11 protein-coding genes are annotated in these 18,134 nt (G+C 73.8%); 6 read left to right on the top strand and 5 right to left on the bottom strand.

Annotated elements, in window-relative coordinates; genetic code table 11:
• Nucleotides 1-787: 787 nt before the first annotated feature.
• From Sdia_RS16090 to Sdia_RS16065, 6 genes are all read left to right on the top strand, one after another.
• Nucleotides 788-3,106 carry a sensor histidine kinase gene (locus tag Sdia_RS16090; RefSeq protein WP_189500187.1) on the top strand — a complete coding sequence of 773 codons (2,319 nt, stop codon included), beginning with the start codon at nucleotides 788-790 and terminating at the stop codon, nucleotides 3,104-3,106.
• On the top strand, nucleotides 3,106-3,489 hold the full coding sequence (locus Sdia_RS16085; RefSeq protein WP_100457019.1) for a roadblock/LC7 domain-containing protein: 384 nt from the start codon (nucleotides 3,106-3,108) through the stop codon (nucleotides 3,487-3,489). The genes Sdia_RS16090 and Sdia_RS16085 overlap by 1 nt, the downstream gene beginning before the upstream one ends.
• A 115-nt stretch (nucleotides 3,490-3,604) precedes the next feature.
• Nucleotides 3,605-4,807 (top strand): ABC transporter substrate-binding protein, encoded by a 1,203-nt coding sequence (locus Sdia_RS16080; RefSeq protein ID WP_100457018.1) that lies wholly within the window; start codon nucleotides 3,605-3,607, stop codon nucleotides 4,805-4,807.
• Between the two features lies 1 nt (nucleotide 4,808).
• The gene (locus Sdia_RS16075) at nucleotides 4,809-6,845 is read left to right on the top strand and encodes a branched-chain amino acid ABC transporter permease (protein ID WP_189500186.1); all 2,037 of its coding nucleotides are present in this window, start codon (nucleotides 4,809-4,811) and stop codon (nucleotides 6,843-6,845) included.
• On the top strand, nucleotides 6,842-7,708 hold the full coding sequence (locus Sdia_RS16070; RefSeq protein ID WP_189500185.1) for an ABC transporter ATP-binding protein: 867 nt from the start codon (nucleotides 6,842-6,844) through the stop codon (nucleotides 7,706-7,708). The genes Sdia_RS16075 and Sdia_RS16070 overlap by 4 nt, the downstream gene beginning before the upstream one ends.
• A gap of 8 nt (nucleotides 7,709-7,716) precedes the next feature.
• The gene (locus Sdia_RS16065) at nucleotides 7,717-8,445 is read left to right on the top strand and encodes an ABC transporter ATP-binding protein (protein WP_100457178.1); all 729 of its coding nucleotides are present in this window, start codon (nucleotides 7,717-7,719) and stop codon (nucleotides 8,443-8,445) included.
• A 105-nt stretch (nucleotides 8,446-8,550) separates the two neighbouring features.
• On the opposite strand, the gene Sdia_RS16060 is transcribed toward Sdia_RS16065, so the two are convergent.
• From Sdia_RS16060 to Sdia_RS16040, 5 genes are all read right to left on the bottom strand, one after another.
• Entirely contained in the window at nucleotides 8,551-9,765 is a 1,215-nt protein-coding gene (locus Sdia_RS16060; RefSeq protein WP_100457015.1) for an FAD-dependent monooxygenase, read from the bottom strand.
• Between the two features lie 499 nt (nucleotides 9,766-10,264).
• Nucleotides 10,265-11,038 carry an aminotransferase class IV gene (locus Sdia_RS16055; RefSeq protein ID WP_100457014.1) on the bottom strand — a complete coding sequence of 258 codons (774 nt, stop codon included), beginning with the start codon at nucleotides 11,036-11,038 and terminating at the stop codon, nucleotides 10,265-10,267.
• Nucleotides 11,039-11,150: 112 nt separating this feature from the next.
• Nucleotides 11,151-11,846: a PAS and helix-turn-helix domain-containing protein gene (locus Sdia_RS16050; protein ID WP_100457013.1), complete on the bottom strand. Its 696-nt coding sequence runs from the start codon at nucleotides 11,844-11,846 to the stop codon at nucleotides 11,151-11,153.
• Between the two features lie 532 nt (nucleotides 11,847-12,378).
• Nucleotides 12,379-15,204, bottom strand: a complete 2,826-nt coding sequence (locus tag Sdia_RS16045) for an ATP-binding protein (protein ID WP_124288321.1) — start codon at nucleotides 15,202-15,204, stop codon at nucleotides 12,379-12,381.
• A 4-nt stretch (nucleotides 15,205-15,208) separates the two neighbouring features.
• A complete protein-coding gene (locus Sdia_RS16040; RefSeq protein WP_189500184.1) occupies nucleotides 15,209-18,112 on the bottom strand; it encodes a helix-turn-helix transcriptional regulator in 2,904 nt (967 codons plus the stop codon).
• Between the last annotated feature and the right edge of the window lie 22 nt (nucleotides 18,113-18,134).

Raw genomic sequence — 18,134 nt, 5'->3', positions numbered from 1 at the left:
CGCATCCGCTGTGGTGCGAAGGAGGTGCTCCGCGCACCTCCTTCGGGTACGTGCGCACGGTGGCGGTGTCCGACGCCGCGCCGACGGGCCCGGCGACCCGCGGAAGCCCGGCAGGGTCACCGGAATCGGCCGGGACACGCCCCTCCGAACCATGTATTCCTCATATCTTTCAAGTGATTACCTAGTGGTGCGCGCGGTCCGGGGGCGCGGGCGCAGCAGGCGCGGCGGCCGCCCCTGCCGCGTCCCGACGGAGCGAAGCCCCCTCTCACGTGCGCTTTCGTGCCGGCCCCCGCCCGCACGCGTGGCCGGAGCACGTCCCAGAGCGCTCCCCGTACCTCTCGTCCGGCGGAAACAGGGCTCAAGTGCCCCGCTTGTGAAGGCACTCGACAGACCGTCACACGTCCTGCACATACGTGCACTTGACGTCCGTGGGCCATGCCTCGGCCGCGTGTGACGGGGCAGGACCGGAGCAGCGCCAGACGACCACGAAGGCGCACATTCCGGCGCGTTCGGAACGCCCGGCCGACCCGCCGCGAGGCGTCGCGACCCGCACTCCATGTGATCAAACCAAGGTGATTGTGTGCACTTCAGCGCTCGCAATCCTCAACGATGCGTACATCCGTGGTCACGAGCTACCACGTAGGATCAGGCCGCGCCATCGGTGCCCCGTCGCCCTCTCCGTGGCGACGCGCGCGGTGCGCCAGCTCCACCCCCCACTCATTCCCCATCACCTAGGTATCTGCGTGTCACCGATACTCCACACCGGTTCCTGCGATGGAGCCGTGCAGTGAAAATCAATCGCCGCCTCGCCCTGCTCGTGACCGCTCCCCTGGCGGTGGCCGTCACCTTCTCCGGCCTGGCTCTCGCTCCGGCCGCCAGCGACGCGCTCCAGGCCGACCGGCTGACCGCCATGGTGAAAGCCGCGGCCGGAGCAGCGGAGTTGGCCGAGAAGTTGCAGCATGAACGGGTCGCGGCGACCGCGCTCGTCTCGGGTCAGGGAGACCCGGACCGGCTGCGCGAGAGTGCCGAGGCGACCGACGAGAGCGTCGACAGGTTCCGTCAAGAGGTCACGGACCTGTCCGAGGTGCCCGACAACGCCCAGGTCATGCTGGACCGCATCGAGCGCTCGGTCGAGAAGCTGGTGTCCCTGCGCGCCCAGGCGCGTTCCGGCAGCAGCACCATCTCCGCGCTCGCCTTCGGCTACCGCATCGTGATCGCCGACCTGATCGGCTACCGGGACGGTATCGCCCAGGCCGAGGGGGTCGACGCCCACATCGCCGACCGGATCCGTGCCGCCGCGGCCCTCTCCGAAGCCGCCGAGTACACGGCGCAGGAGCAGGTCACGGTCATGCGCGCGCAGGCCGCGGGGGGCTTCACGACCTCCTCGCGTCGGACGTTCGACGCCAGCCGCCTCGGCTACACCGAGTCCGTCGGGGTCCTGTACGACCTCGGGCCCGGCGAGTGGCGGACCTGGCTGGAACGCACCCTCTCGGGTGAGAAGGCGCTACAGGCACGCAGGCTCGAGGACCGCATCAGCCGTACCGGCAACAACACGGACATCGACGTCACCGCGAAGGAGTGGCTCAAGGCGTCCACGGACCGTCAGGAGCTGCTGCGGTCGGTGGAGAAGCAGATCGACGCCTCCGTCCACGAGAGTGTCTCCGCGGAACGCACCCTGCTGTTCTGGACGGCCGGCGGCGAACTCGTCCTGGTGGTGCTGACGCTGGTCGGCGCCGTCGTGGTGGCCTTCCGCCTCGGCCGCGTCATGATCCACCGCCTGCACGGTCTGCGCAACGCCGCACGCGGTGTCGCCCAGACCGGTCTGCCCGCCGTGATGAACGAACTGTCCCAGCCCGGCGCCCTGCGCGGCGCGACTCCGGAGGAGGTCGCGAAGCGGACCAGCGACCCGGTCGAGACGACGGGTGACGACGAGATCGGCGAGGTCGGTGAGGCGTTCAACGCCGTGCACCACGAGGCCGTCCGACTCGCCGCCCAACAGGCGCACATCCACGCGCAGTTCGCGGAAACCCTGGTCGGGGTCGCCCGTCGCGGCGCGCAGCTCACCAGCATCATGGTGTCCGAGCTGGACACCGTGCAGCGCGACGAGGCCGATCCCGAGCGGATGAAGACCCTCTTCGCCCTCGACCACCTCGCCGTCCGCATGGAGCGCAACACCAACAACATCCTGGTGCTGGGCGGTTACGGGCACGGCCGGGTGCGGACCGACGACGTCGACTGCTCGACGGTCATCGTGGCGGCGGCCCAGCAGATCGAGCGCTTCGACCGGGTCTCGCTCGGCGTCGTCGAGGCGGATGTCGGCATCGCCGCCCGTGCCGTGCACGACGTGGCACACATCCTCGCCGAGATCCTCGACAACGCGACCCGCTTCTCGTCCCCCGAGTCTCCGGTCGGTGTCACCGTCTGGCGGCTGGGCGAGCAGGCGGTCGTGCAGATCGTCGACGAAGGCGTGGGCATCCCGGCCGACCGCCGTGCCGTCCACAACGCCGCGTTGCGCGAACCGCGGGCCGGCGTCGGCGACGTCCGCTTCATGGGTCTGCACGTCGTGGCGCGGCTCGCCGCGCGGCACGGCATCGTCGTGGAGCTGCGCGACTCCTCCGGGCCCGGCACCATCGCCGAGATCACCCTGCCGGCGGGCGTGCTGGTGAGGATCGAGCGGGACTCCGCCGCGCCGTCCTGGGAGACGGGCGCCGCGCCCGGCAGGGCCGGCGCGGAGCTCGCCGCCGGCCGCTCCCGTGCCCCCCGCAAGGAGGCACCGCACCGGCCCGGGCCGGCCACGCCGCCTGAGCGGGAGCCGGGTTCGGCGCCCCCGCTGCCCCCGGCCGGCGAGCCGGCCGACCGGATCGCGGGGGTCAGCGCCTCGGGTCTGCCCGTCCGTAAGCGCAGCGCACCGCAGCAGTGGCCCACGACCGCCAAGCGCGAGAACGCCGAGCGGCGCCCCGGGGCGAGCGGTCCCCGCAAGCCGCCCCGCCGACGGGACTCCCGGCAGGTCTCCGACGTTCTGGCGGCCTACGCCCAGGGGGTCAACAGGAGCACGACCCATCGCGGTCGCCCCACCGACGAAGGCAACACCGAACGGAGCAAGTGATGAACCAACCCACCGAACTGAGCTGGATACTCAACGACTTCACCAGTCGTATCCCGGAGGTCACCCGGGCGATCGCGGTCTCCGTGGACGGGCTCGCGCTGGCATACGCGGGTCTGGACCGCGACGAGGCCGACCGGCTCGCCGCCATCGCCTCCGGCATCGTGAACCTGCTGTCCGCGGCGGCGCAGGCCACGGAGACCGATCCGGTGGAGCACAGTCTGACCGCGATGGAGGGCGGCTACCTGTTCTCCATGGCCGTCTCCACCGGGGCCTCGCTCCTGGTGACGACCACCCGGGACGCCGACATCGGTGAGGTCAGCTACATGATGGCCGAGTTGATCAACCAGGTCGGCGACGCGCTGTCCCCGCAGATCCGCGCGTAGCACGCACCCGACCCGCCGGCTGCCCGGACCCGCTCCCGACCGCGCGCGGCGGCAGGTCGACCCGTACCGCCCTCCTCGCTCCGCCCCTTTCCGCCCCGCCCTGATGGAGACCCCCATGCTCTTCCACACGTCCCTCGCCTCCCGGCACAGAATGCGCGCCCTCGGCGCCGGTGTCATCGCCCTGGGCCTGGCCGCGGTCACCGGATGCTCCGGCGGCGCCGGGGCGGACGACGACAAGCTGAAGGTCGGCCTGGTCGCCTCGCTCTCCGGTACCTACAAGCCGGTCGGGACCGAGCTGCGGGCCGGCTTCGAGCTGTACCTGGAGACCCACGACAACAAGCTGGGCGGCCGCGAGGTCGAGCTGATCGTCGCGGACGAGGGCGACGGTCCGCCCACCGCCGTCCCCGCGACGACGAAGCTGGTCAAGAAGGACAAGGTCGACGTGCTGACCGGTTTCGTCAGCGGTGGCTCGGTCAACGCCGTGCTGCCCCTGGTCGACCAGGCGAAGATCCCGTTCCTGGGGTCCAACGCGCGGCCGGACGTCAAGGACCCCGAGTACGTCTGGACGACGAGCTTCATGTCCGACGAGCCGGGCAGGGCCATCGCTCCGTACGTCAAGGAGAAGGTGGACGGCCCGGTCTACGCGATCGGACCCGACTACCAGGGCGGCCACGACGAACTGCGGGGCTTCACGGAGGAGTTCGAGCGGGTCGAGGGGAAGCTCGCCAACCCCGGCGGCAAGACCACGTGGACGCCGTTCCCGAAGACCACCAACTTCATGCCGTACTTCGCGGAGATCGCCAAGACGGACGCCAAGGCGGTGTACTGCTTCTACGCCGGCAAGGCCGCGATCGACTTCGCCAAGCAGTACGCGCAGTCGGACATCGCCCACCTGCCGCTCTACACGGCGTTCGTCACCGAGGGCAGCGTGCTCCAGGCCCAGGGCGACGCGGCGAAGGGCATCTACTCGGTCCTCAACTACGCGGCAGACCTGGACAACGAGGCCAACCGCACGTTCGTCGCCGACTGGACGGCCAAGCACGACACGCAGCCCACCACCTACGCCATGTCCTCCTACGACGCTGCGGCCGTGCTGGACAAGGCGGTCGCGGACGCGGCGAAGAAGGGTGAGGTGACGCCGCAGACCGTCAACAAGGCGATCGCGGGCCTGGGCCAGATCGACAGTCCGCGCGGCGCCTGGGAGTTCGGCGAGAAGGCGCACTCCCCGGTGCAGACCTGGTACCTGCGTCAGGTGCGCCCGGACGGTGACCAGTTGGCCAACGTCATGGTCGAGGACCTGGCCACGCTCGGCGGCTGAGATGGGACTCCTCGACGCCCACCTCGTGCCGATGGTGGACGGGGTGGCCTACGGCCTGCTGCTGTTCGTGGTCGCCTCGGGGCTCAGCCTCGCCTTCGGCACCGCCGGCGTGCTCAACCTCTCCCACGGCATGCTGTACGCGGTCGGCGCCTACACAGGGGCCGAGTTGAGCGACGGCACCTGGGGCGGCCTCGTCCTCGGGCTGCTCGCCGGCACCGCGGCCGCCTGCCTGGTGGGGGCGGGGCTGTCCGCCGCCTCGTTCCCGCTCGCGCGGCGCGGGCACCTCGCCCAGGCACTGCTGACCTTCGGACTCGCCCTGATCGGCGGAGACCTGCTCATCCAGTTCTTCGGGGCGGACGAACTGCCGGTGCGTGTCCCCGCGGCCCTGGACTCCTCGGTGTCGCTGCTGGGCCACCGCTACCCCGCCTACCGGCTCTGCTTCATCGTCATGGCGGTGCTGCTGGCCGCCGCCGGCACCTGGGTGCTGGTCCGCACCCGGGTGGGCGCGGCGGTGCGGGCCGCCGCGGACGACCCGCAGATGCTCGCGGCCACCGGGTACAGCCCGCGGACGGTACACCTCGGCGTGCTCGCCGCCGCCGGCGCGCTGGCCGGTGCCGCCGGGGTCCTGGGCGCGCCGATCATCGGCCCCGGCCCCGGTACCGCCGAGACCGTGCTGATGCTCTCCCTGGTGGTGGTCGTGCTCGGCGGGCTGCGCTCGCTGTGGGCGACGTTCTTCGCGGCGATCGGCGTCGGCGAGGTCCAGACGCTCGGTGTCTCGGTGGCGCCGAGCCTCGCCCCGTACCTGTTGTTCGCCGCGATGGCGGCGGTGCTGGTGCTGCGTTCGCGGCTGGCGGAGCCCGCCACCGGTCACGGCACGGACGGGCCGGCCCCGGACCCGCTGGGCCGGCTCGTCGGCCGGCTCGGCACCCGCCTGCGCCGGGCGTCCCGCCCGGCCAGGGCCTCGGCCGAGGCGCCGCCGGGACGCACCCTGCTTCCGTCCGGGCCCGCGTGGCGGCGGGCGACCCCCCTGCTCGTCCTGGCGGCGGTGCTCGTGGCCCTGCCGTGGCTGCTCGACGCGTACGCCGTCTCGCTGGCCGGTTCGGCGCTGGCGCTGGGGCTGCTCGCCGTCAGCGTCACCGTCCTCACCGGCTACGCGGGGCTTCCGACGCTGGGGCAGACCGCGCCCTTCGCCGTCGGGGCCTACGCGACGGTGAACCTGGCGGAGGCCGGCTGGACCGTGGGCCCCGTCCAGGTCCTGCTCTCGGCCCTCGCCGCCGCGGTGTTCTCCGCGGTCACCGGTCCCGCGGTGATCCGGGCCCGTGGCACGACCGTACTCATGATCACGCTGGCCGTCGGTGAGCTGACGAGTGCCGCCGTCAACCAGTTCAAGTCCGTCACGGGGGGCGCCGACGGCCTCGTCGGCTTCCCGTCGGCGCAGGCGTTGTGGGGCGCGGAGGGCATGTTCGAGGAGGGCGAGCTGTACACGTACGCCCTCGTCGTGGCGGCCGTCGCGCTCGCCGTCACCCTGCTGGTGCTCCGGTCCCCGGCGGGGAAGCTGCTGACCGGAGCGCGCGGGGCGGAGGCGCGGATGCGTGCCTCCGGGCACCCGGTCGGGCGCTACCTGCTGGTGGCCTACATCGGCGCCGGGGCGCTGGCCGGCGTCGGCGGATCCCTGATGGTGACCGTCCAGCAGTACCTCTCCCCGGCCGACGTGGGGTTCGAGATCGCGGCGTTCGCTCTGCTGGCGGCGGTCATCGGCGGTACGACCTCGGTCGTCGGCGCGCTCTTCGGCGCCGGGCTCATCGTCGCCACCCGGGACTGGGTGGCCGGAGCGTGGCCCGGTCACGGTCCGCTGCTGCTCGGTGTGCTCTTCGTCGCGGCCGTCTACCTGCTGCCCCGGGGGCTGGCGGGGCTGCGCGGCACCCCCGGCGGCGAGCAGGCGGCGTCCGGGACCGCCGGGCCCCCGGACCCGCCGACCGCCGTGTCCGCACCCTCGTCGTCCCCGGCTCCGAGCCCCGTTGGGAAGGCTGCCCCATGACGCCCACACCGACCCTGGCCCGCCCGGGCGCGGCACTGGAACTGACCGGTGTCACCCGCACGTTCGGCAGTCTCACCGCGGTCGACGACGTGAGTCTGCGGCTGGCTCCGGGGGCCCGGCACGCGGTCATCGGACCGAACGGCGCGGGCAAGACCACCCTGCTCAACCTGATCGCGGGCACCGACCGGCCGGACCAGGGCTCCATCGTGCTGGGCGGGGCGGACGTCACCCGGACGAGTACCGCCCGCCGCAGCCGCGCCGGCATTGCCCGCAGCTTCCAGCAGCCCGTGGTGATCGGCGAGTTGACGGTGCTGGACAACGTCGTCCTGGCGGGCTGGCCGCACGGCCGGGGCGGTCACGCCGCCTGGCGCCGGCCCGGCCGGCTGCGCGCGCGGGCCGAGGCGGCCGGGCGCCATCTGGAGGCGGTCGGCCTCGCCGAGGCCGCCCACTGGCCCGCCTCACGGCTCTCCCACGGGCAGCGGCGCATGCTCGACCTCGCCGCCGCCCTGGCGGGCGAGCCCCGGCTACTGCTCCTGGACGAGCCGGCGGCCGGGCTCACCGACGGTGACATCGGGCGGCTGCTCGGCATCCTCGACGGGCTCCCGGAGCAGGTCGCGGTGATCCTGGTCGAGCACCACGTCGAAGTGGTCGCCCACTTCGCGGACACGGTGACCGTGCTGACGGCCGGACGCGTCCTGGTCACCGGCCCGACCGGGGAGGCGCTCGCCCACCCGTCGGTCCGCGACGCCTACCGCGGCACCGGCGCCGTCCTGGAGTCCGCCCCTGGTAAGGGTGCGCCTCCGCCCCCGGCCGACGACGGCTCCCGCGCCGCCGCTCCGTCCGCTCCCGACACGAGAAGGTGACCGACGCGATGCTCGAACTGACCGGCCTGACCGCGGGCTACCACGGCGGCACCGTCCTGCACGGGCTCGACCTGGCGGTGTCCGCGGGGGCGGTGCACGCCGTGGTGGGGCACAACGGCGCGGGCAAGACCACCCTCGTGCACACCGTGGCGGGGCTGATGCGGCCGGCCTCCGGGACCGTGCGGCTGGGCGGCCGGGACGTGACGGGGCTCCCCGCACACCGGATCGCCCGCGCGGGGATCGGGCTGGTGCCGCAGGGCCGCCGGGTGTTCGCGGGGCTCACCGTCGCCGAACACCTGCGGCTCTCCCACCGCCCGCCGCGCTCCGGCGACCGGACGCGCCCCAGTGTGTGGACGCCCGCGCGCGTCCTGGACCTGCTGCCCAGACTGGGCGAGCGCCGCGGCCACCGGGGCACGCACCTGTCGGGCGGCGAGCAGCAGATGCTGGCGCTGGCCCGCGCGCTGCTGGCCTCGCCGAGCGTGCTGCTCCTCGACGAGCCGACCGAGGGGCTGGCCCCGACCCTGGTCCAGCAGGTGTACGAACTGGTGGGGACGCTGGCCGGGGAGGGAATCGCGGTGCTGCTGGTCTCCCCGAGCCCCGCCCAGGCGGTCCGGTGCGCCGACCGCCTCACGGTGCTCACCTCGGGCCGCGCTGTCCTGCGCCTGGACGGCGACGAGGCCCGCGCCGACGCCACCGCGCTGAACGCCGCGCTCGAACTGGCCCCGACGGCGGCCTGACGCGCGGGCGGCAGCGGCGGGGGACGGCCACCCCTGAGAGGGCCGGCACGGGAGGGGGCGGCCTCATTCCGGCCGCGCCCTCCCGTGCCGGCCCTCTCACGTCCGTCAGGACTTCAAACTGTGTCCGCCGAAGCCGCTGCGCCGGTCGGAGCCGTCGTTCTGCTCCTGCCACCAGGCGTCGAACTCCGGCTGGCCCATCGCGGACCAGTCGGGCGTGTTCTCGACCTGGGCGCTGCCCATCCTGCGGGCGAGCCCCACCATGGCGGTGCCGACCGGGCCGCGGACCGCGTGGTACCCCTCCAGGATCTCCTTCCAGTTGTCCCCCGCCACCCAGGCGGCCTCCAGCGCGGTGGCGTCCTGGAGCGCTTTGACGCTGCCGGCGCCGAGGTGGGGCCGGGCCACGCTGGCGGCGTCGCCGATGAGCACCATCCGGTCGGTGGCGTAGTGCGGCACGTCCAGGTCGTAGATGGGCTGGATGAAGGTGGTCTCGGCCGGGGTGGAGAGGAGCTTGGCGGCCCAGAAGGGCGGGAAGTGCTCGGCCACCAGCGCACGCAGGTGCTCCGTCAGTTCCGCGTTGAGCCGGCCGGGCGGCAGCGAGGTGGGGGTCCGCAGGTCGGGGTGGAGGCCGTCGATCCGCGGGGGCGCCGTGTAGAGCACCCAGTTGAGGCGGTGGCCGCCGGCGCCGTCCGGGATGCGGTAGGCCATGCAGTGGCCGCCGGGGAAGGTGATGTTGTGGGCGTCCAGACCGTCGGAGGGCAGGCCCGAGACGTCCGGGGACGTGCCCCGCCAGCCTATGTACCCGGCGTACGCGGCGCCGGTGTCCGGGTACATGGCCTCGCGGACCACGGAACGGTAACCGTCGGCGCCGATGACCAGGTCGTAGTGGTCCTGCTGTCCGTCGGCGAGGCGTACCGTCACCCCGTCGCCGTCAGGCTCCACCGCGGCCACCTTGGCGCCCGCCCGGTAGCTGACCGTGTCGGGCACGCGCCGGCGCAGCTCGCTCCAGAGCGATCCCCAGTTGTAGGCCCGGAACGGAAACGGCTGGGTGCCGATGGCTCTGCCGTGCTCGGCGTCACCGTCGCGAACGCTCCACACCCGGCGGTTCAGCGGCGCCCACGGCATCTCGTCGGCCATGTACCCGGCGTCGCGCAGCTCGGCGTACCGGGCGTCGTGGACACCGATCCCCACTCCCCTGTCGCGGAGTCGCGCGTCGGCACGTTCGAAGACGGTGATCCTCTCCGCTCCGCCGCGCGACGCCGCCAGGGCCGCGGCACACCCCGCGATACTGCCGCCGACCACGGCTACGCTGCCTCCACGCATGACTGGCTCCCCATTTCTTCGGTTTCCGGTGCCCGTTTCGGTCTTTTCCGCACGGGCGAACAAGCCGGCCGTTCGCCGCCCCGGACATCTGCGCCTACGTTCGCGGCACGGGCACCCGCGAAACCTTATCGAGGCGGGCGCCCGGCACGTCAGAGATCCATCGGGCCGTCAAGTCGCCCCGGATGCGGGCGAATACCACGAACTCCGCGCCCTTCCGAGTGCGGCGGGAGAGGCGGGACCTTCTCCGGGGGCCCGCGCATCACCCGCGCGCCCGGACGCGCACGAAATCATTCCACCGCGCTTCCCTTTCCTTTGCATGCCGTACCGCGCCGGCCCCTTCACCCGGAAGCTCGCCAAGGGATCGTCCGAGGGCGACCGGGAACAGGGGCGGACGGGCGAACAGCGCCGCGTCCCGGGCGGGACGGCGGCACCTGTCCCGGCCGTTCGGCGGGGCGCGCACGCAGGTGCGACAGTGACGGAACAGCTCGCCCCCGTCCCGTCAGAGCGGGGTGGACGGGAGCGCCCGGTGGATCTCGGCGAGCCGGGTCACCGCGGGGTGTGCGGCGGGGAACTCCCGGTCGTCGATGCCGGTGACGGGGCGGACCCCGGTGGCGGCGTTGGTCGCGAACACCGCCTCGTACGAGTCGAGTTCGGAGAGGTCGACCAGGGCGGTGGGGTCGCCGGCGGCGCGCCGCAGCAGCGTCCGGGTCGTGCCGGCCAGGACATCGCCGCCGGGCCAGACCACCTGCCCGTCCCGCACCAGGCCGATGTTCCAGGTGCCGCCCTCCAGGATCTGCCCGTCCGAGCCGGTGAACAGCACGTCGTCGTAGCCCTCGCGCTGCGCCCGGCGGCGCAGCCGGAGCGTGGGGCACAGGCCGACCGACTTGACCTCGGGGAGGTCCCGGCGGTGGACCACGGAGCGTACCCGCAGGGGGCCGGGTTCCGTCCCGGGGGCGGGCCGGGCGGTCACCAGGACGCGCGGCCGGGCCTGTGCGCCGATGCTCCCGAGGTTCAGGGCCGGGTCGAACACGGTGATCCGGACCGTCCGGCGGCCGCGCTCCGGCGCCGCCCGACGGGCGAGCGCCCGTACCCGGCCGGGGTCGAGTGCCGCGTCGAAGAGGGTCCGGCAGTCGCGGATCAGGCGCTCCAGGTGGAGGTCGAGCCCGCGCACCCGGCCGTCTTCGACGAGCAGCGTGGTGAAGTGGCCGTAGTTGGTGAGGGCCAGGGCGGCCAGCGCCTCGGACCCGGCGGGTTCCCCGTCCAGTTCGATCATGACCTCATCCCGTCCCTGAGACCGCCGCACCGTGGGAGGACCGCCCCACGGGCCTGAGCGGGGTGCCGGCCGGCGGCGGGGACGCCGCAGGCGCGAGCACACAGCGTACGCGTCACTTGATGAAGTCCTCGACGACCTTGGGCGGCCAGGTACCGACCTTGAGGACACCCATGGAGTAGGCGCGGGAGACGAGGGCCGCCCGGTTGGGCACCTTGAGCTTACGGAGCAGCCCGGTGACGTGGTACTCCACTCCCTGGCGACTGAGGTAGAGGCGTGAGGCGAGCGGAATGGTGGAGACCCCGGCGGCTATGCCCTCCAGGATGCGCGCGTCGATCTCGCTGAGGAGCTTCTTGCGCGGCGCCATGACGTCCGCCTCCCCGGTCCGCTCGTCCGCGGCGTTCATCACCACGAGGATCGCGGCCACCTCGGGCGTGCGTCCACCGCGGACCGCCAGGGCGTTCAGCGGCAGGGTGGACGCGGCGCGTTCCTGGCCGACCGCGATGACCTCGGTGGTGAAGCGGTGCCGCTTGCCCTCCAGCATCCGCGCGAACTGATGCTTGAGGGGCTGCTGGACGCTCGGGTGGACGAGGTCGCAGAAACGACTGCCGCAGAGTTCGGCGGACGGTCCGCCGAAGCGGCGGTCGAACTCCTGGTTGACCTGCTGGATGGTGAGGGACGGGTCGAGGCAGGCGACGTAGGCGCCGGCCTGGTCGAACCCGTCCGTGAGGACGGCGGCCTGCTCCGGGGAACCGGCCGGATCGGCCGTCCGCGCGGGCTCCATGAGCGTGCTGTGGGGGGTGGCGGGCATCAAGGAACTCGTGACCCTTCTTCGTTGCGCAATTACGGGGGGAGGGGTGACGCGAGCCGCACACAAGAAGAGGGGACCGCGCCAGAGGACCCTTGAGAAAGGGAAAGCGGCGAGAAAGAAGATGTTTTGGATCCTATGAACACCGCTGTCGACGGGTCAACGCGCACCGGGGCTGACCGGGCAATACTGTGGTGTCCCCTTCGGTGGGTACGGTCCCGTACCGAAGAGGTTCGGCCGGAGGGGGTTCGGTGTCCGCGACCCACCGTTCGGTACCTCGTCGACCTGCCGGGACGGACCGCGTGCGGCGAACGGCCCCCGGATCGGGGCCGGAAAGCCCTTATCGTGTCGTGGAATGTTCCCCTCGCGCCGCAGAGATGATGCCACACGTCGCCCATTTTCCGGATGGGGTCACAAGCGACAGTTCCACGGCCTTCGGATCCTCCGGGCCTCACCCTGCCGGAGAAGCACGAATGCCCGGGACCGTCTCCGAATGTTCGGCGGAACGAGTCCCGGGCGTTTCCCGTGCGGCGTATTACTCGCCGACCCCCGTGAATTCCGTACGGGAGAAGAGGGCGATCAGTTCCTGGCGGCCGGAGATGCCCAGTCGCCGGTAGGCGTGGGTCAGGTGCTTCTCGACGGCACGCGAGCTGACTTGGAGGGCGGCCGCGATCTCCTGGTTCGTCAGCCCCCGGCACGCGAAGCCGACCACGCGGCGCTCGGTCGGCGTGAGCGCGTTCTCCGGCGTGAGCGGCGGAGCGGAGCGGTCGCCGGCGCCGCGCGCCGCCCGCTCGGCGAGGCCTGGGGCGCCGCAGGCGATGGCCAGGGTGGCGGCTTCCCTGGCGAACGCCTCGGGTTCGGGGCCACCGCCCAGGCGTTCGGCGAGGGAGAGCAGCGCACGGGCCAGTTCGAGCTGGCTGGCGGAGCCGCGCAGCACGGTGACGGCCTCGCGCAGCAGGGCGGTGCCCCGGCCGCCGTCCTCCAGACGGCCGAGCAGCCGCAGCGCACGGCCGACGCCGACGGGAGCGCCCCACTGTTCGGCGCGCGCGTACTCCTCCTCGGCGAGGCTCCGGGCGGTGCGTACGTCGCCCAGGCGGCGGTGGACGCCGACGGCCCAGGGGCGCCAGGGGAAGAGGACCGGGTTGAGCCAGCCCGCGGCCTCCAACTGGCGGCCGCAGGAGTGCAGGGAGTCGACGGCGCCGGTGTGGTCGCCCGCGGCGATCTCGCCGGTGGCCTCCAGCAGGCGCAGGATGCCGGTGAGGGTCAGGCCCTGCGGCCGGATGCGGCTCGCGCGCCGCAGCACCTTCTGGGCGAGCGAGGGATCGCGGGACTCCAGGGCGACGATGGCGTGCGTCAGAGTGGCCGCGGTGCCCAGGCCGTGGTCGGCGGACTCGGTCATGCCGAGGGCCGTCTCGGACTGCTCCCGGGCCTGGGCGAGCCGGCCGCGGCCGAGGTGGACGAGGGCCTGCTCGATGTGGACCAGCGCGTTGGCGGGGGTGGTCCCCTGCGCGTGGGCGCGGTGCTCGACGGCGAGCCAGGAGTCGACGGCCTCCAGCGAGTCGGCGGCGATCATCGTGATGATCGCCAGCGGGAGGGTCGAGTGGACCCGGGCGGAGGTGGCGGGCTCGCGGTCGAGGACACGTCCGGCGAGGCGCACCACCTCGGAGGCGGGCAGGTGGCAGCCGAGGGTCGCGGCGCCGAGCAGGGCGATCGTCAGCTCCCGCTCGGCCCCGGTGTCGACCGGCGGCTCGGGGCCCAGCTCCTTCAACCGGTCGGCGGAGGCGGCCAGCTCGTAGGGGTCCTCGTGCCCGCAGTGGCGCAGCCTGGCCTCCAGGCGCAGCGCGAGGTCGCGGTCGGGGCCGGTGAGCAGGTCGGCGGGACCGAGGCCCTCGGCGGCCTGGCGCAGCAGGTCGACGACGGTGAGCGGGGCGGGGCCGAGCGGGGTCGGCGAGAGGCGCAGCGCGGCGACGGCTCTGTCTCGGGGGCCGGGCAGCAGGGTCATCGCCTGGGCGATGTGGCGTTCGCACGCCAGGGGGTCGAACCCCCTCTCGGCAGTGCCGAGTTCGACGAGCAGGCGGGCGCGGTCCACGCCTGCCGCGGTGCTGTCCAGCAGCGCACGGCGCAGATAGCCGGCGGCGGTGTCCGGTGCTCCGCGGCGCAGCGCGGTGTCGGCGGCGGCGCGCAGGACGTCCACGGCCCACGGCTGGCGTCGCGTGACCACGGCCATGAGCTGCGCGGCGACCTGTTCGGCCGGGAACCCGGCGGTGTACAGCAGGGCGGCGGCCTCGTCGTGCATCCGCTCCCGCTGGACCATGGTGAGGGTGGACTCGGCGGCGTCCCGGACGGAGCGGTGGACGAAACGCGGTTCGTCCGGGGCCGCGAGGGCACCGAGCGCGCCCAGGGTGCGAAGGGCCCCGGAGTAGCCGATCGGGTCGAGTCCGGCGAGCTGGGAGAGGGTCTTGGGGTCGCTCTGCTCGCCGAGGACGGCGATGGCCGCGGCGAGGGCACGGACCGGGGCGGGCTGGGTGCGCAGGATGCTGGCGAGGCGTTCACGGAGCTGAGAGGGGCGCAGCAGGCGTGCCTCCTCGGCGTGTTCGGCCAGGGGCCGGTGGCCGAGAAGCCCCGTGTTGAGGGTCGAGAGGAGGAAGAGGGGGTTGCCGACGGACACCTCGTGGCAGGCCCGGACGAACTCCTCGTCGCCCGCCTCCCCGAACCGGGCGTGGACCAGCGTGCGGGTGGCCTCCCGGCTGAGGGAGGCCGGGCGCAGGGTCTGGGTGGCGGCCTCGCGGATCTCGCGGACCAGCGTGTGGTGGCTGCGGGGGTCCCCGTCGCGCAGGGCGCAGACGACGACGGCCCGCAGTCCGTGCAGCCGGTTGGCGAGGAAGGTGAGCCAGCGCAGCGAGGGCACGTCGGACCATTGCAGGTCGTCGACGAGGATCAGCAGGCGGTTGTCGGCGCTGACGTTGACGAGCAGGGAGAGCAGTCCGTGCAGGACGGCCTCGGTGGCGGCGATCGCCTGGTCGGCGCCGGATGGCGCGGCGTCGTCGGCCAGGACGTGGCGGGCGAAGGAGGCGTGGGCGTCCATCCAGCGGTCGAGGACGTCCTCGGGCGAGTCGTTCAGCAGCGTCTCGAAGAGCTGCCGTACGACGCCGAAGGCGAAGTCCTGTTCCATCGGTGCCGCGTTGGCCCGCAGCACACGGACGTCGTCCTGGTCCTCTGCGAGGCCGGAGAGCCGTTGGAGCAGGGCGGAGCGGCCGATGCCGAGCGGCCCGGTGAGCAGGACCAGGGACGACCTGCCTTCGGCCGCGGCGCCGAGTGCGGCGTCGACCAGGGCGATCTCGGTGTTGCGCTCCAGCAGCATGCGGTCAACTGCCCTCCGATTCTTTGACGAGTGCGCGCAGTTCCTCACGTCCGCGGAGGCGGAGCTTGCGGTAGACACCGCTGAGGCGCAGTTCCACGGTGCGGGTGGTCACCGCGAGTTCCGAGGCGATGTCCCGGTTGCCCATTCCCCGGGCGGCGAGGAGGGCCGTCTCACGTTCGGCGGCGCTCAGCCCGCGCAAGGCGGCCGGCGCCCGCTCCGGGGCGCGCGAGCCGCTTCGTGCCGGCTGGACGAGGGGCGGGCCGGCCGGCCCCCAGGAGCGCTGTGCCGTCGGCATGACGGGGGCGCCGAGGGGGTGCCCGCTCACGGGCGGGGCCGCCGCCCCCGCGCCGAGCGCCAGGGCGGGTCCGCGCGGGTCCCCCGCGCTCCGGGCCTGGGCCAGTTCGAGGACGGCGCGGGTGTACGCGGTGCGGGCCGGGGCTTCGCCGAGCGTGGCGACGGCGGTGCGCAGGTTCTCGACCCGGTCCTCCTCACGGATCAGGGCGAGGCTGAGCTGGGCGCGGCCGAGGGGGCTGGGCGCCCCCCAGCGGCGGGCGAGGCGGAGTTCCTCGCCGGCCAGCCGCCGCGCCTCCTCGGTGTCGCCGAGGGCGTGGGCGGCCTCGGCGGCGAGAGAACGCCAGGGCTGGACGGCGGGGTTGACGCAGCCGTGCTGGAGCAGTCGGCGCCCACAGGCCCGGAAGTACTCCCGTGCCTGCTGCGGATCGTCGTCGGTCCGGGCCAGCACGCCGCGGGCGAAGAGGAACTGGGCGGCGGTGGCGCTCTCGTGGGCGAGCGGCGGCAGGGGGCGGGCGGCGGTCTCGCGGGCCCGGCCGACGTGGCCGTTCTGGAGATCGGTGATCATGGTGAGCGCGAGCCAGTACGGGAGGAACAGCGGGTGCAGCCGCTCGAGGGGCAGCTCTGCCTCGGCCGCCGCGAGGTCCCGGGCCGCGGCGTCGGGGCGGCCGTGGCGGATGTGGAGTTCGGCGCGGACGGTGAGGATGTGGGCCACCGAGATGGCCGCGCGTTCCCGGCGGGCCTCGTCCAGCAGGGCGCCGAGGTGGTTCTCCGCCTCGTCGCCGTCGTCGGTGAGCAGGAGGGCGCGGCAGCCGAGCAGCCGGGGCACCACGAGGAGCGGCCGTCCGAAGGCGCCGGGGACGAAGGCGGACCGGGCGAGCCGGCGCACCTCCTCGCGGTGGAGACCGACCACGCCGTGCTCCCAGGCCCAGATTCCGGCGACGGCCGGATTGTGCACGGCATCGGGCAGAGCGGGGACAGGGAGCACGTCGAGTTCGGCGTCCTCGTGGCGGAGGAAGTACGCGACCCGGCACAGGACGGTCAGTTCGTCGCGCTCGGCGTCGGCGGGATTCTCGCCGGGCCCGCCCCTGCCGCGGCCTCCGGTGCGCTCGGGGACGGGGGGCCGGGCGGTGTCGTGGGCGTGGACCGTACCGGGCAGGTGCGGGGCGCCGGCTGTGCCGCGGCGCGGTTCGGGGGCCGCGCTGGGCGAGTCGATGGTACCGGCGAGCGCGTGACGGGCCGAGCGGGTGTCGCCGCCCAGCAGACACAGGTCCGTGGCGCGGGCACGCAGTCCGGAGCCCGGGGCACGGGTGAGGCCGCTCAGGCGGCGCTCCGCGGCGGCGGGGGCGGTGACCATCTCCACGGAGGCGAGCTGGAACTCGATGCGCGCCCGCTCCACGGGGCGCAGGGGTTCGTCGAGGGCCCGGGCCAGGTAGGCGACCGCCTGGTCGCGCCGCCCGACGCGCAGGGCGGAGGTGAAGCCGCGCCGCAGGGTGTCGACGGCCCAGGGGTCTCCGATGGGCCGGGCCGGCAGCAGGAGGTCGGCGATGCCCTGGTCGTCGGCGGCGACGCGCTGGGCGAGGGCGGCGGCGCACGCGTACAGCTCGGCGCGGGCGGCGGCGGGCATCTCCTCCAGGATGCGGGCACGCACGACCGCGTCCTGGACGCGTGGGGAGCCGTCGCGGAGGGTGGTCAGGCCGCTGGCCACCAGCGCGGCACGCAGCCGGGACTCGGAGACGGCGTGCGGCCCGGCGAGGGTGCAGACCAGCGGGAAGTCGAGCAGGTCGCCGCAGACGGCGAGGGCGCGCAGGGCGTCGACCGCGGCGGGGTCGCGCAGGTCGCTCAGAGCGCGGGCGGCGTGGTCGCCGATGACCTCGGCGGTGAGCGTGCGCAGCGGGCCGATGAGATCGGCGCTGGGGCGGTGTCCGGCGCGGGCGAAACGGTCCAGCACGTCGTGGACGACGGCCGGGATGCCCCGGGTGGCCTCGGCGAGGACCTCCGTGAAGGCGGGGTCCCCGGGGACTTCGAACACCTCCAGGACGGCGGTGGCGGTGCCGCTGGAGGTGAGGGGCGGCAAGGCGAGTTCGATGGTGGTGGCCAGTCCGGTCAGGGGTGTGCCGACGTTCCACTCGGGCCGGGCGAGGGCGGTGCCGGTGGTGCTGGTGAGCAGGGCCGTGGAGGACCGGGGCAGCCGGCGGACGAGGGCTTCCAGCCACCGCAGGGAGGCCGGGTCGAGCCACTGCGTGTCGCGCACCACCAGCAGGGTGGGCCGGTGCCGGGCGGCGGCGAGCAGGCCGTTGAGCCCCGGCAGGCCTCCCGGTTGTTCCTCGGTGAGGAACAACCGGGAGGCCAGCGCGCGGTTCTCCGCCGCGAGGAGCTGAGCCACCACGCCGTAGCGCACCTCGTGCTCGGCGGGGGTGGCGTGGGCGGTCAGGACGCGCAGGCCCGCCTCCCGGGCGTGCTCGGCGGCCCAGCGCAGCAGGTCGTTCTGGCCGAGTCCGGGTTCTCCCGTCACGGTGACCACCGCGGGGCGCCCGGACCGGAGCTCCCCGATCACGGCGGAGAGGGCGGCCTGTTCACGGTCGCGCTCCAGGAGCGGAAGCTCGATGGGCGGCATGGAATGATCATACATTTGCGCA

Origin of the sequence: Streptomyces diastaticus subsp. diastaticus, assembly GCF_011170125.1 — a bacterium.
Classification (GTDB): Bacteria; Actinomycetota; Actinomycetes; order Streptomycetales; family Streptomycetaceae; genus Streptomyces; species Streptomyces diastaticus.
The sequence above is the reverse complement of the archived record's forward strand: the minus strand, read 5'-3'. Positions and strand labels throughout refer to the sequence as shown.